Here is a 15,337-nt window from a genome sequence, read left to right on the forward strand (position 1 = left end):
TCCTGCAAGTTGCGTGAAGGCGGGTTGTCTAGAGTATCGGGGCGTTCCATCGGGACGCCTCGATTCTTTTTGATGGGCATCGGCCAGGACCGGTGCTGGAAAGCGAAGCCATTCATGATTGATACAGATTTCCCTCTTGAGCCCGGGGTGTCGGCATTGTCTCTTGACCCGCAGGCGGCTGCCGCGCTGGAGGCAGTGCGTCAGGCTGCCGCCATGGACGAAGCGCTGGCCGTTGAGGCCCTGCCAGCGATCCAGCAGGCGCTGGACCAGGCCGATGCAGCCCGACTGCAGTGCGAGCAGGCGCACGAGGCGCTGCGTGTCTTGCGCCAGGACCCGTCGGCCGACCGTGCCGCGCTGGCCGAGGCCCGCCAGCACTATGAGCAGTCCCTGCAACAGGCCCGTGCCTTGTGGCAGTCTGCCGCCGCGGCGGCACGTGCCGCCCATCAGGCCCTGCGCACCGAACAGCTTGGCCAGATCGAACTGGCGGATGAGACCGATGAGGCCGAGGTGGCGGAAAGCGGTGAATTGATGTCGGAGGCGGCATGGCGTCAGGGCCTGGAAGCCGAGGGCATCGTACTGAACCCGTCCGGCGGGCATTACCGTCCCTTGTGGCTGATGCGCCTGCAGGATGTGCGGCTTTATCTGATCAACGCCCTGCAGCCCGGGCTGAGTCGTATGGCGCAGACCCAGCGTCTGGCGCTGTTGCAAGCCGCACTGCGGAGTGTGCCGCGTGCCAGCGCCACGCTGGCCCGTCTGGCACGCCAGGCCACGGCACGGCTGCAGCAGTTGGCCAAGCCGGTGCCGGGCAATGTGCACTTTCTCTGGCTGGGGGCGTTGCCGGCCACGCTCAAGGCCAGTCTGCGTCTGTTTCTGGCTCGTCAGCAGGCTGCCGATGCGGTGCCGCTGCGCTTCTATCTGGCCAGTGACGAGCGGGCGCTGATGGCGCCACGCCTGAATCAGTTGTTGAAAAAGCTGGCGCTGGCCAGTATCAATGGCCTCCCGGCTGACAGCGAGCGCACGGCACTGTTCCGGCAACGCTGGCTGCAGTTGCAGAACCAGGCCTATGAGGCCCTGCTGCCGCGGCTGATGCCGTCGGGCAGTGACCCGTCGCAGGTGGTGATCGATTTCATGGTCGAGGTACATGGTCAGCCACGGGCCGAGTTGCAAGCCTGGCTGGCGGCGGCGCGTCAGGAGTGGGCCTCGGTCGAGCAGATCTTTGCCGAGCGTTTCGGCGCCGGCAGCCTGCAACGCGTCGATCTGGCCAGCCTGTTGCCGGCGGAGCATGCGTTGTACCCGATTTATCTGCAGGAGTTATGGCTGCGCGGCAATTTGCCGGCGGCGGCGGATCTGGGGCGCTCCCTGCTGCTGAACCAGTACGGCGGCAGCTATCTGGATGCCGATGTCAGTCTGCGGCCGCGGGCCGAGGTGTTCAGCGGCCGTACCTTGCCCACGCTGGAGCGTGAATTGCTGGCACGGGTGGCACGTCATAGTTCGCCAGACACCCTGACCGGTAATCTGGCGGTGTTCTCCACCCAGTTGCACGCCATTCGGGTGCAGGCGACTCACAATCATCTTGCGCAGTGGCCGGGCGATCCGTTCGGCGTGGCGGCGCTGGCGGGGGATCAGGCCTATCAGGCGCTGCGCGACAATCTGATGGTGCAGTTCGTGCCGGAGATTGCCGAGCTGGCTCAGCGATATTTGCAGGAAGTGCAGGGAGCACCGGCCAGGCGCCTGCAAGGGATCGGGCAGGAACTTTCGCAGGTGTTGCCGGCCTTGTTCGAGCCGATCCCGCGGGCGACGGTTGGCGCCGTGGGGCTGGCGATGCAGCGTCGTCCGCGCCTGACCATCGGCTTCGACATTGATGTCATGCATGCTCGTGCCGGGGCTCCCGCCTTTGCCCACTATTGGCAACTGGTGCAGCAACGCTATCGCGAGCTGTCTGAACGACAGTTGCTGTGGTATCCGGACCTCCCGCAAGCCCTGCCCGAAGATGCCGACTATCGTGAGCGTGCCCACGGTCTGTACCGGCTGGATGGCATGGAGGTGGATTCGGGGGTAACCGGCTATCTGACCGGACCGAATGCCTTTGCACGCGCCATCTTGCAGGCGCTGGCACCGGATGAGCCGCAAGATGACAGCGACGACAGTGCGCAGAGTGACACCTCGGGGGACAGTGCCGCCAGCGAGATCAGCGATGAGGAGGAGGGTTCTGCTGTCCGTGAGGCCGATGCCATGCCCTGGATGGCCTGGCGCGACTGGCAGCAACTCACGGCGGAGGATGCTTTGCCGCTGTATGCCGCGCCGGCGTGGCTGGCGTCGGATACCCCGGCGGATATCGAGTCGTCCTGGCGCGGCGCCCCCTTGCCGGCGCGTCTGTCGCTGAGCGAGGCGTCGAAGTATGCCCGGCAGTTGGTGTTGTCGCTCGACCAGCGTGAACTCACGCAGACCGCCGCCCGCTATCTGAACAACCGTCACCCGAACTCGCGGCATATCGTGCGCCAGGGGGATGGGGCGCTGCGGCTGGACAACCGTCTGGTTCAGCAACTGGATGCCAGTCAGTGGGATGACAACAGCCGTCTGGTGCTGGTCGGGCAACTGAGCGCCGATCAGCGCGAGCTGGGCGATCTGCCGGCGGCGGCGCTGGCGCGGCTGATCGCCCAGCTGCTCCCGCCTGGCGGGCAGATTGCCCGCATCAAGCTGGTGGCCAATGCCAGTCTGCCGCTGGCACCTGGCCGCGGGCCGGACTATGTGGAAAACCTGCTGCGCGCGCTGCGTGCCGAAGGTGTCGACGGGGCGACGGTCAAGAGTTATGGCAGTGAGCTGGTGGTCGATGTGTTCGGCCAGGTGTGGCAGAGCGACATGCCGGGTGGCGAGTCCTGGCAGCGTGGCGGCGGCCTGCGCTATCTGGCGCGGCTGGAGGGCGAGCAGTTTGTCCGTGAGCCGGTCCCTGAGGCCGGTGTGCCCGGGCTGGCGCGTTATCAGCCGCCCTATGCCGTGGCTCTGCCGGGCGAGGCGGTCAGCCGGCGCGCCGTGCTGCTGGTGGTGCCGCAGGAGGTGTTGCAGCGTGCCGGCGGCACCTTGTTTCATCAGGCGGTGTACAGCTTGCGGCACAAACATCCGGAGACCGAGTTTTATGCCTTGAGCGAGCAGGATGGCGTCTGGCGTCAGTGGGTGATGCGCCCGCTCGGCGAGGGCAGCGGGCGTGATGGCTGGGTGCGTCTGGCCGAGCCCCTGCGTGGTCGCTTCGCCAAGCTGACGGTGCTGGGGCATGGCGAGGGTGATCTGGGGCTGGTCAGTGCCATGCGCCAGCCGGATTTGCCGGCGCAACTGGCGGGGATGCTGTCCGAGGTGCGGGCCATCGGGCATCTGGCACTGTTGGCCTGCCAGAGTGAGCCCGAAACCGGTGCCTTGCTCTATCACGCCTTGCGTCAGGCTCATCCCGAGTTGTCCTTGTCGCGCCTGAGCGGCTCTGAGCAACAGGTTTATCTGGTGCGGCGTGGCGGCCCGCTGCAGGGCACCATTCAGCCCGGTCGCCATGTCTACCGGGTGGGCAATCAGTTGCAGCATGGCGGCCATGTCGGCAAATGGCAGTTGACCCCCCAGCCTGACGGCAGCCTGCAGGTAGCGCGTCATGTGCCGTCACCCTATCCCCGAGCGACCACGGTGGTGAACGATGGGGGCCACGGGGTGGTGGGCCCCTTCGATCTGTGGCAGCAGCAGGCGGAGGCCCGGGCGGCACAGGTGCAGGTCGAGGACTGGCTGGGCACGCAGGAACGCATCCTGAGCGCGGTCTACGAGACGCAGGGCTTGTCGCGCAGGGAATGGCTGGCGGTGCCGGACAGTCTGCAACGTCTGGCTGACGGGGGGTATCGCCTGAGTCTGGTACATCGTCAGCGTGGCGAGGTGCGCCAGGTGATGTTGGCCGAAGGGGCTGCACTGGCGCGGGCCCAGGCATCGTTGCGAGATCTCTGGCGGCAGCTGGCGTCACAGGTCGAGGTTGGCCCGGCAGGGTCGGCGTTGCGGTTGAAGCCCGCTGTGGAGGGGGAGGCCGGCGGGCTCAACAGCATGAACTCGGCCTTCCTGATCATGGCGCTGATGTCCTGGCTGTCCGGACGCGCGTTGTCGACCGAGGCGCGCCTGTCCGCTTACTGGAATCTGGCCGCCATGGGGACCGCCGTGGCCGGTGACGGCGTGCAGTTCGGCCGTCTGGTGCTTGAGCTGGCAGCGCCGGAGAGTGCCGCGCTGTCTTCGCTGGCCTTGCTCGCCAGGGCTTTCGAGACCGGTAACATGCTGTTCATGGCCGGGTCGGTGGTCTGGGATGGCTGGCGCTTTTTTCATGCGCCGGACCCGGTCAGCCGTGCGGCAGCGGGAACACAGTTCGGCTTTTCTTCGGCGGCGCTGTTGCTGCAGCTGGGCAGCGGTGTGCTGACGCGCCTGTTGCCTGAAGCGGCGCTGGCGGGGCCCTTTGGCCTGCTGGCACTGCCGCTGGCGGCGGCCGGTTTCGGCTTTTCCGCGCTGGCGGGGCAGATCGCCGCGCATCAGCAGCAGAGCCATGGCTTGCTGGACTACCTGAGCAAGGTGCGCGATGGCTATCGGCGTGGTGGTTTTCTGCGTGATGAGGAAAGCGGCGCCATGGTGGCCGACCCTTATGTGGTGATCGAACAGCTCGACTTTCTCAACGGTCAGCTGACCTTCGGCAGCCAGCAGATGGTCAAGAGCGGTTATGACGATGCGCTGAGTCGCCCCAGTCGGCGTCATGGCCAGCATTTCGCCTTGCGCGAGGCGTTCGGCGTGCCGCGCCAGCTGGCCTTGCCGGACAGCGATGCCGAGTGGGTACTGCCGTCGACACCGGCTTTGTGGCTGGATTATCAGTACACCGCCGGCCGGGTCAGTCTGAGCGAGCGCGAGCAGCAAGTGGTGACGTTGCTGGAGCAGGCCGGGGTGTTTGCCTTTGCCCGCGGTATTTACTCGGCCGGGGCGCTGACGCTGCGCCGTCAGGCGCTGTCCCTGTCGGTGATCCTGGCACGCGGGGCGCAGACGTTGTGGTTCAGCCGGGGCAGTGGCGAGATGGCGTATCGCCTGCAGGGGCAGGGGGGCAGCTACCGGCTGATGGGGCTGCATGCCGGTGTCCGTCTGCAGCTGAGCGAGGCGCAGCCTTCACATTTCGAGTTGTCGCTGCCGGATGCCCGGCTGGCCACGCCGGAGACCGTGCAGCTGCAAGATGGTCAATTGTTGCTGCACGATGATCAGGGTGGCGTATTGACGGTGGGAATGCATGGCTTGCGCGGCAGTTTGCAGGTGGCGGGCAGTATCGGTCGCTGGCAGATCGATCTGTTGAGCGGGGTGGTGCGCCTGCAGGCGCTGGATTTGCGCAGCGGATCGCCTGTGCCGGCACGCGAGCAGTGGCAGCAGTGGCAGCGCCAGGGGCGCGTCGCCCCGCTGGTGCGGCTGATTCACGGGCAACTGCCGGCGCCGCTGCCCGCTTCGGCATCCGCCGCAGCTCGCGCAGTCTGGCGCCGGCAATGGTCCGAGCAACAGTCATACTGCAGGGAGCAATGGTACGACAGTCGGCAGGGGCGCCTGCTGTCCAATGGCATTGACGATGTTGGTCGTCTGGCGATCGGTCTGCGTTGTGTCGGCGTGACTGCCGAACATGCCTATTACTTTAATCCGCTGCAACTGGCGTTCTGGCGCAGTGCGCGTGACAGCGACCGGTTTGACGGCCGCATCCCGCTGTGTTTTGGCGGCGAGCAGAGCCTGATCGAGTCGGTGGTAGCCGCCGGGGCGCATTGTCTGGTGAGCCAGCGCATCGAAGGCGAAGGGCGGCCTGCGCTCGGCTTGCGTTATGTGCTGCAAGATGGGCAAATGGTGTTGCACAGTGTGCAGGGGCTGGAAGAGCGCCCGCTGCATGCCTGGCTGGCCGGCTGGCGGCCCCCGGTGGCGGGCGAAAATCTGCTGGCGCCCTGGCAGTCGCTGCTGACCGGTGCCGCACCAGGACGTGGCGTACAGCTGACCTCGCCACAGGTGATCGAGACGGTGCTGGCACCCTGGTTGTTAATGGAGACGAGCACCGCGCGTCGCCTGGTCTGCCTGCCGGCGCAGGGGTGCTGGCAGGTGCTGGAGGCCGGGATTGCAGACCAGGTGCCGGTTCATGTCTGGCACACGCCGGCCGGTGCGCGCCTGTTGTGCTGGTCAGCCTCCAGCGGCCAGCTGTGGTTGAGTGAGGCCTTGCAGGCGGGCGTACCAGGTGGGGCGCTGAGCTGCCTGCCGCTGCGTGGTGTGCGCGCAGTGCAGTCCCGCGGCACGGCTTTGTGGCTGACGTGTGCCGATGGTGCGCTGCGCATGCTGACGCTGACTGATGACGGTCAGCCGCGCTGGTCTGAGATGATCCGGCCGGAAACGGCGTAGCACCCTTGCAGGGTCTGACAGCAGGAATGAGACGGTTCCGGGGCACTGCCCCGGACCGTTTTTTGCATGCTGCAGCCGCAGCATGGATAATGGCGGTTCTCTGTCTCGATTGCTGCTGCCGTGAATCCCACTGTTACCACCGATATCGATCAGGCCTGTGCACGCTTGCGCGTGGGCCAACTGGTTGCCATTCCCACTGAAACCGTTTATGGACTGGCGGCCGATGCCTGCAATCTGGACGCGGTGCAGAAGGTGTTCCGGCTCAAGCGTCGTCCGGCCAGCAATCCGCTGATCGTGCATCTGGCGGAAGCCGCGCAGTCGGTCAACTGGGTCAAGGATGTCCCGCCCGCCGCAGAAAAGCTGATGAAAACCTTCTGGCCCGGGCCGCTGACGCTGGTGTTGCCGGCGGCCGACCATGTGTCGCGGGTGATTACCGCCGGTCAGGGCAGTGTGGCGCTGCGTGTGCCGGCCCACCCGCAGGCACGCGAACTGCTGCATCGTTTTGGCGGCGGGCTGGTGGCACCGTCAGCCAATCGCTATATGTCGATCAGTCCGACCTCGGCGGCGCATGTGGCGCGCCAGTTTGCCGGCGAGGATTTGCTGATTCTGGATGGCGGCGCCTGCAAGGTCGGACTGGAGTCGACCATTGTCGGCCTGCTGCCCGGCGAGCCGCCGCGTCTGCTGCGCCACGGCATGTTGTCTGCGGCCGAGCTGGAAGCGGTGCTGGGCTGCAAGCTGGAGGTCGGTGCCAAAGGCGGGCTGCGCGTGCCCGGCCAGCATCACCGTCACTATGCCCCGCATACGCCGGCCTGGCGCTTTAGTGAGGTGCCGGCCGAAGCGCTGGCGGATGCTGGCTGTGCCTGGCTGTGGTGCGGTGGTGCCCAGGCCAGCGCCGGTCCGGCGCTGGATCTGGGGGACGATCCCAAAGCCTATGCGCGTGCGCTGTACGATGCGCTTTACCAGCTCGATCACCTTGAGGGCATCAGCCGTTTGCTGATTCAAACCCCGCCCGACACGCCCGCCTGGGCGGCCGTGCACGACCGCCTCCATCGCGCCAGTCAGCCGGTCTGACGAAATGGCTTTCCGTTCTCCATAAAAAAACCGCACGCCAGCAGCATGCGGTTTTTTTGATCACTACCGGATGGTCAATGAGACGGCCAGTCCTGATTCTGGGAAACAGCGCCGATATGGCCTGCATTGAAGTTATCCATGCTGTCACCATACATCTCCGGCAAATAATCCCCCAGTTCCGCGGCAGTCACCGGCTGCTGTACGGCCGGTGAGGCATAACAAGCCGCATGAATCGGGGAGCCTTGCCAGTTCTCATCCGCCAGCTTGTACCGCAAGATCACAGCGTAATCCGGGTTGCCCAGATAATAGCCCCTGTATTTCCCCCAGGTAATGACCGGCGGTGTGTTGGGATCGTCGCTGTATTGCAAACTCTTGGCTCGCGAGTCGCTGTTTGGACCAAAGAAGACGTAGGCATAGCCATCCTGGTCTTTCTGGCTGTCGAGCATGCGGCCGTTGACCGTCCAGTAGGGCATGGTCGGGTTGCTTTGCGTGGTGTTGGCACTGACGCTGAAGTAACGGGCCTGATAGGACTTGAAGACCAGATCTGGTTTGTCAGCGCTGATGAAAGTCTTGGGGACCTTAATGCGCATGATCATCATTTCCTGATTGGGCTGTTTGTAGGCAGTCAGGTAGTTGGCGCTGCAGCCATCTGCGGCAATGCCGTCCAGATGGTTATTGCCATTTTGCGATGTCTGCTGATCAGGGCGGTAAAACGCAATGGCACCATCATCATTGCTGCTCAGCGTGGCAGGACGAAGCAACTGCGCAGACCGCAACGGCGGGATGGCAGAGGGCTGGGGTGCCGCTTTGTGTTGCGCCGCCTTGTTTGCTTGAGTGCTGAATGGTTCCTGGTAGGCGAACACCGACGGGTTCAGCTGTCGGAAAGGGTTCGCCTTGCTGGTGGCCATATCCTGATCGTAGATCTGGATTTGCTCGCCGGAGGAGAGATTGTCGAGCGAAACGTTCATGAAGGCGTACTGCTGGAAGGTGCCATGTATGGTCACCTGGTTCGCATAAGCCGGAACAAACGCGGCATAGTATTGCGCATATTGGTCATAGCCCAGCAAATTGGATCCCCCCAGATAATCGAGACCACCAAAGCCGCTGAGATAGAGCAGATCAACCGTGCTGCCGTCGTCCAGCGTGACGGTGGGTGGGGTCATGTCTTTTTGCCACCCCGTTTCGCTGCCATCTCCCCAGGGTTGATAGATGCGTACGATCAGCGCATTCCCTCCCCATTGCCAGTTTTCCGGAATATTGATGGTGGCGGAATAACCCGGCATGGCGTTGTCAGCGCCCTGCGGGAGACTGACGGGGGCCGCCTGAGCGCCTGTGGACGCGCCGAGGAGCAAACAGGTGGAAAGCATGGAGGAAAGAATGTGTTTTTTGATCATCTTGGCCAGAAAAGTCAGAGCCAGCACTCAGCCTTGCCGTGATCCTGGCGCGTCTGGTGCAGGACAAAAATAAAAAATTCGACGACGACACGTGCCTGACGCCGATGGTTTTGGTTGCTGTCAGTGTGACGTGCGTATCTTCTTGTCCTGTACCCGATGTTGTCTGTAGGTCCTATCTTAATTGACGAAATGTCGAAGGGAATCAATGCGATCCTTTAAGTCTTCCATGCCGCCAGCAGCGCCGCGAGTCCCGGCGGCTGGAACTGCCGTTCGACAGTAATGGCGTAAAACGTCTCTTCGACCTGGGGCAGGGTGCAGTACTGCACCAGCTGCCCCTGTTGCAATTCATCCTGTACCACCACAGCCGGCACCAGCGCCACGCAGCCGGCATCGCGCGCCAGCAGGCGCAGCATTGCCATGTCGTCGACTTCGGCACGGATCTTCGGCGTCACCCCCCATTGTTCACACAGCGTGCTGAAGCGTCCGCGCAGTTCGCTGTCCGGACCGGGCAGGATCATGGCGCAATCCTGCAGGCTCTGCGGTAGCCGGAAGGGCTGGTCGTCCCGGCGCGGCGGGCCGACCAGACAGACACTCTGGCGTGAGAGCGGGCGGCAGCGCCAGGGTTGGCGTGCATCGCTGCTGACTGGCCGGTTGGACAGAATCACGTCCAGCTCGTGGGCCTTGAGCAGGGGCAGCAGGGTTTCCAGCTGACCGGACCTCAACAACAATTGCGTGTCGCTCGCGGCCAGCAGCGGACGCAGGAAGTTCTCCTGAAAATTGCGCGACAGGGTGGCGTCACTGCCGACACGCAGCCGCCGGATCCCGGCGGCTCGGTGGTTGTCCAGCGCCGCCATCATTTCCTTGCCCAGAGAAAAAATGCTCTCGGCGTAACTCAATACCATGCGACCGGTCTCGGTCAGGCTGAGACTGCGGCCCTCACGCTCGAACAATGGCTGGCCGAGCTGCGCTTCCAGCTGACGGATTTGTGAGGACAGCGCCGATTGCGACACATGCAGGCGCTCTGCTGCGCGTGTCAGGTGGCCTTCGCGTGCCACGGCCCAGAAGTAATGCAGGTGGTGGAAGTTCAGTCTGTGCATGGTTCTTTAAAATAGAACGTAATGTGAATTTTATTCTATTTTACGAGAGTTAAAGGGCAAGGCAAAGTATGCGCCATGGTTGTTTTCAGGAGGCGCTCATGCCGAATTCCCTTTCTCTGCTCGCGCTGTTGCCACTGAGCTATCTGCTGGCCGGGGCGCTGCTGCCAGTGTTTCGGCGCGATGACCAGGCGTGGTCATGGGCCGAGGCCATCAGTCTGCTGGCCTTGTTTTTTGTGCTGGCGGGCGCCTGGCCGGCCTGGCTGGCTGCTCAGGGGGTGATGGTCGCCGTCAGCCTGCTGATCGCTTTGCTGGGCTGGGTGATCGTGCGCTATTCACGGCGCTATTTGCGTGGCGAGCCCGGACAGCGCCGCTATTTGCTGGCCATGCTGTGGACCCTGGCCGGCGCGGCCACGGTGGTGCAGACCGATCATTTGCTGTGGCTGGCGCTGGCCTGGACCGCCACCAGCCTGACCTTGCACCGTCTGTTGCTTTTTTATCCGCGGCGTGAGGCGGCGCAGGTGGCTGCGCACAAGAAGTTCATTGCCAGCCGGCTGGCCGATGTTTGTCTGTGGCTGGCACTGACCCTGATCTATCAACAGGTCGGCAGCGGTTCGCTGGCGGCGCTGAGCAGCGAGCTGGCGCGCCAGGGAGGGACGCCGGGGCTGCAGCTTGCCGCCATCCTGCTGGTGTTTGCCGTGTGCCTGAAGACGGCGCAATTGCCGGTGCATGGCTGGCTGCTGCAGGTGATGGAGGCGCCGACGCCGGTGTCGGCGCTGCTGCATGCCGGAGTGGTCAATCTGGGGGGGGTGGTGCTAATCCGGCTGGCGCCCTTGCTGGAGGTCGTCCCGCTGGCGCAATGGCTGCTGGTGCTGGTGGGCAGTCTGACGGCTTCGGTGGCCGGCCTGGTGATGATGACCCGGGTGAGTATCAAACTGCGGCTGGCCTGGTCGACCTGCGCCCAGATAGGTTTCATGTTGCTGGAGTGTGGTCTGGGCTGGTATTCGCTGGCTCTGCTGCATCTGCTGGCGCATTCACTTTATAAAGCGCATGCCTTCCTGTCGGCCGGCGAGGTGCTGCAGCATTATCGTCAGCGCCAGGGGTGGCCGGCGCTGTCCCTGCCTGGCTGGCCCTGGCTGTGTGTGGTGCCGCTGCTGCTGTTTGTCATGCTGCTGCCGACAGGGTTGCCTGCTCCCCTTTGCGGGATGCTGTCCCTGGGGCTGGCACCCTGCCTGTGGCAGGTGGCTTCGCCGTCACTGGCGCTCTGGGGGGGCTTGCGCGTGGCTGGCCTGCTGGCGCTGTATCTGCTCTGGCATGCGGTATTTGGCCAGTGGCTGCCTCATGGTCTTGCCCCCGAAGGGGCGGCCTGGTGGGCCGTGGCCTGGCTGACGCTGCTGTATGGCCTGCAGAGCTGGCTGGCTTGTCATCCGGCCGGACGTCTGGCGCAGTGGCTCTATCCCCGTGCATATGGTGGTTTCTATCTGGATGAGTGGTTTACCCGCCTGACTTTTCGTCTCTGGCCGCTGGCGCGGCCGCTGTCTGCAGGAGAACGCCCATGAATGCCCGTAGCGACGCTGCCGTCAGCCAGCAGACGACCTTGTGTGCCGCGGTGGAGCGTGCCTGTGGCGGCATTGCCCCGGCCTGGCCTCTGGATCAGCTGATTGCGGTCAATCCGCACTGGGGCGCCATCGACCTGCCGTTTGCCGAGCAGGGGGCACGACTGACGCGGCTGATGGGGCGTTCGCTGTTTCCATCCCGTCAGCGTTTTGCCGAAGACTGGCGCCAGGGCCGTATTCAGCCCGGGCATCTGGATCTGGCCTTGCAGGAGGGCGACCACAGCTGGTCGCGTGCCCGGCTGATCGCGTGGCTGGATCAGCCTGAGCCACCCGCGCAGCGCTGGCCTTTGCTGGTGCATGTCCTGGATGCGCGGAGAGATCTGGGGCATGCCCCGGCCTGGAGTACGGTGCTGACGCAGCAGATCAGCCAGTTTTGTGCCGCCTGGTTTGACGATGGTCAGGCGGATTGGCATGCGCCGCATGAGGGCAGCCTGTATCAGGCCTGGTTGCATGGTGTGCAGCATGATCATGCCGTCAGTCTGTTGCTGAACGCGCCCTGGCTGGCGGCGCGGGCGCGTGGCTTGCCCGATCAGGCTGAGGCGCTGCTGTGCCATGCCCTCTCCGTGCTGGGGCTGCCCGAGCCGTTGTGGGCAGACTATCTGCAGGCCCTGCTGTTGTCGGTCAATGGCTGGGCAGCGCATTGTGCCTGGCGTGACTGGCCCGAGCGACCGCAGGCGGGTCAGTTGCGTGAGTTGCTGGCCATCCGGCTGGCCTGGGAATGTCTGCTGGATGATGGCCGGCGTGAGGCAGGCAGCGTGTGGCATGACTGGCTGCAGGCCTGGCAGCAACGGCCTTCGCCCCGGGTCGATCAGGCGGCGGCCTTGTGGCTGCGTGCCCGCGAGCTGGCCTATCAGCTGCCGCTGGCGCGACAGCTGGCCGGGGTACGGCCAGCGGCGGCAACCACGCCGTCGGTGCAGATGGTGTTTTGCATTGATGTGCGTTCCGAGGTGTTGCGGCGCCATCTGGAGCAACAGGACAGCCGCATCGAGACGCGTGGCTTTGCCGGCTTTTTCGGCTTGCCGATTGCGTTTGAACCGCTGGGGATGGCGCTGCGTCAGCCGCAGTTGCCCGGTCTGCTGAGTCCGACGATGACGGCGGTCGAGAGTAGTGGACAGTCGGGGCTGGATCAGCGTCTGACCACCCTGAGACAGAGACGGCTGCTGCGCCGTCAGGCGGCGCAGCCGTTTGCCCGCATGCCGGCTTCGTCTTTCCTGCAGGTCGAGGCGCTCGGTCTGGGCTATGTGGGCAAGTTGCTGCGTCGCAGTCTGCCGGGACGCGCGCTGACCGCCGTAGTCGCTGGCTTGCGTGGTGCCGAGGCCGCGCGCCTGCGCCCGCGGGTACAGATCGAGGGAGATGCCGCGCTGGATCTGGCCGAGCGGGTGTTGACGGGCATGGGCTTGCAGGGGGCGCTGGCGCCGCTGGTGTTGTTGGTCGGTCATGCCAGCCAGAGCGCCAACAACCCGATGGCGGCCGCGCTGGATTGCGGAGCCTGTTGCGGCCAGAGTGGCGAGGTCAATGCCAGGGCGCTGGCTGAGTTGCTCAACCGTCCGTCGGTACGGGCCGGCCTGGCGCAGCGCGGCTGGCCGCTGGGCGAGACGCTGTTCCTGGCTGCGCTGCACCAGACCAGCACGGATGTCCTGCAGTTGTTCGACACCGCTGGGCTGCCGGCGGCGCAGCAGGCGGCGGTGAATCGGCTGCTGCCCGTGTTGCAGCGTGCCAGCGAGGGGGCGCGTGCCGAACGCGCCGGGCGGCTGGATCTGGTGCCGCAGAGCGGGCAGGGTGCGGGCTTGCTGGCGGCCTTGCAGGTCAGGGCCTGTGATTGGGCGCAGACCCGTCCGGAGTGGGGGCTGGCCGGCAACGCAGCGTTTGTCGCCGCTCCGCGTCGGCGCACGCAGGGGCGGCCGCTGGATGGCCGGGTCTTCCTGCACGACTACGACTGGCGGCAGGATCCCGACGGGTGCTTGCTGACGCAGATCATGACAGCGCCGGTGGTGGTGGCGCACTGGATCAATCTGCAGTACTACGCCTCGACCGTCGACAACGAGCGTTTCGGCAGCGGCAACAAGTTGCTGCACAACGTGGTGGGCGGGCATCTCGGGGTGTTTGAGGGGAATGCCGGCGACTTGCGCATCGGTTTGCCGCTGCAGTCGCTGCATGATGGCCGCGACTGGGTGCATGAACCCTTGCGCTTGTCGGTGTTGGTGGAGGCGCCGGTCGCCATGCTGGATCAGGTGCTGGCCGCGCAGGATCTGGTACGGCAACTGGTGCAGAATCAGTGGCTGTTCCTGCTGCAGATCGATCCGCAGTCCGGGGCCGTGGCGCTCTGGCGCCGCGATGGCTGGCAGGTGGTGGCCGGTGATGGCGCCTGATCCGCTGTATGCCGGTCAGACCGTCGCGTTGTTGAGTTTGCATGACAAGGCGCGTCTGCTGGCGCCGCTGCTGAGCCAGGCCGGGCTCGCCGTGCAGCCGGAGACCGGCTTCGATACCGACCAGCTGGGCAGTTTTACCCGCGAGCATGCCCGGGCAGGCTCGCAGTTGCAGGCTGCCCGAACCAAGGCCAGGCTCGGTATGTCGTTGACCGGGCTGCCTCTCGGTCTGGGGAGCGAGGGCAGTTTTGGGCCGGATCCTTTCGGGATGGGGCTGCCGTGGAACGTCGAAGTGCTGGTGATGTTGGACGATCGTCTGGGGCTGGAACTGGTGGCGTGGGCGCAGGGGCCTGCCCGGCATCATCATGTGCGGGTGCCTGACTGGCCGGCCTTGCTGGCGGCGGCCCGGGCTGCCGGATTTCCTGCCCATCGCCTGGTGTTGCGTCCGGAGGGACCGGATCATCCCCTGCTGTACAAGGGGCTGGCGGACGAGGGGGCCTTGCGTCAGGCTTTCGAGCGGCTGCAGCAGGCTTCCGCCAACGGCCAGGTGTTCATGGAGAGTGATTTGCGGGCGCACTGCAATCCCACCCGGCAGGGCGTGATTGTCGAGGCCGGGCAGGCCTTGCTGGCCCGTTTGCGCGCACATTGCCCGGCCTGTTATGCCCCCGGCTGGAACAGGGTCGATACGGTGCCGGGTCTGCCCTGCGAGGCTTGCGGCTGCCCGACACGTCAGCCGCTTGCCTGCCGCTGGGTCTGCCTGCGTTGCCGCCATGAGCAGCTAGAGCCGGCTGCGTCCGGTGCGGCGGATCCTGCCACTTGCGACTTCTGCAATCCCTGATGCGCTCGCCTGCAGTTCTTCGGCAATGCTGCTACAGTCCATAAGTCGACCTGTCCTGCAGGACGGGTATTCCAAAGGAGAGCTGCATGAATGCCAAAGATACCAAAAAAGCGATTGAAGCCCTGAATCACATCATGGAACTGGAGTTGGCCGGGGTGGTGAAGTACACCCACTATGCGCTGATGGTGTATGGCTACAACCGTATCCCCATCGTGTCATGGCTCAAGGGCAATGCCACGGAGAGTCTGGACCATGCCCATCGTGCCGGCGAGCTGGTGACTCTGCTGGGCGGTCATCCTTCACTGAAGATCGGCGCCCTGCTGGAAACTGAGCGTCATGATATCGGCGATATCCTGCGCGAGAGTCTGTCGCATGAGCAGGCCGCACTCGATGCCTACTACGAGCTGCTGAAGATCAGTGCCGACAAGTCGGTTCTGCTGGAGGAATATGCCCGCGAGATGATCGTGCAGGAAGAGCTGCATCTTGACGAGGTCAACAAGATGCTGCGCGCACCGGGCGCACTCAAACCCTTCTCTGCCTGATCCTGACT

General features: G+C 64.8%; 8 protein-coding genes. 6 read left to right on the forward strand and 2 right to left on the reverse strand.

The genetic code is table 11. The features are described 5' to 3' along the window. Positions 1–114: 114 nt before the first annotated feature. Positions 115–6,408, forward strand: coding sequence for a TcdA/TcdB pore-forming domain-containing protein (locus AACH39_RS14840; RefSeq protein ID WP_338620483.1), 6,294 nt, complete (start codon positions 115–117; stop codon positions 6,406–6,408). 120 nt (positions 6,409–6,528) lie between these two features. After that, entirely contained in the window at positions 6,529–7,479 is a 951-nt protein-coding gene (locus tag AACH39_RS14845) for an L-threonylcarbamoyladenylate synthase (RefSeq protein ID WP_215778117.1), read from the forward strand. Between the two features lie 74 nt (positions 7,480–7,553). Here AACH39_RS14845 and AACH39_RS14850 read toward each other — a convergent pair whose 3' ends face one another. Both AACH39_RS14850 and AACH39_RS14855 read right to left on the reverse strand, forming a co-directional pair. After that, a complete protein-coding gene (locus AACH39_RS14850) occupies positions 7,554–8,762 on the reverse strand; it encodes a hypothetical protein (protein WP_215778114.1) in 1,209 nt (402 codons plus the stop codon). Between the two features lie 326 nt (positions 8,763–9,088). Continuing rightward, entirely contained in the window at positions 9,089–9,970 is an 882-nt protein-coding gene (locus AACH39_RS14855) for a LysR family transcriptional regulator (RefSeq protein ID WP_338620484.1), read from the reverse strand. A gap of 98 nt (positions 9,971–10,068) precedes the next feature. On the opposite strand from AACH39_RS14855, the gene AACH39_RS14860 reads away from it, so the two are divergent. The 4 genes from AACH39_RS14860 (at position 10,069) to AACH39_RS14875 (ending at position 15,329) form a co-directional block, all read left to right on the forward strand. Beyond that, entirely contained in the window at positions 10,069–11,526 is a 1,458-nt protein-coding gene (locus AACH39_RS14860) for an NADH-quinone oxidoreductase subunit L (protein ID WP_338620486.1), read from the forward strand. Further along, positions 11,523–13,952 (forward strand): DUF2309 domain-containing protein, encoded by a 2,430-nt coding sequence (locus tag AACH39_RS14865; RefSeq protein ID WP_338620487.1) that lies wholly within the window; start codon positions 11,523–11,525, stop codon positions 13,950–13,952. Before AACH39_RS14860 ends, AACH39_RS14865 begins: the two co-directional genes overlap by 4 nt. Further along, entirely contained in the window at positions 13,942–14,787 is an 846-nt protein-coding gene (locus AACH39_RS14870) for a DUF6671 family protein (RefSeq protein WP_215778098.1), read from the forward strand. The genes AACH39_RS14865 and AACH39_RS14870 overlap by 11 nt, the downstream gene beginning before the upstream one ends. Before the next feature lie 86 nt (positions 14,788–14,873). After that, the gene (locus AACH39_RS14875; protein ID WP_215778096.1) at positions 14,874–15,329 is read left to right on the forward strand and encodes a ferritin-like domain-containing protein; all 456 of its coding nucleotides are present in this window, start codon (positions 14,874–14,876) and stop codon (positions 15,327–15,329) included. The last annotated feature ends 8 nt before the right edge of the window (positions 15,330–15,337 follow it).

The organism is Paludibacterium flexuosum (assembly GCF_037076605.1).
In the GTDB taxonomy this organism is placed as follows: domain Bacteria; phylum Pseudomonadota; class Gammaproteobacteria; order Burkholderiales; family Chromobacteriaceae; genus Paludibacterium.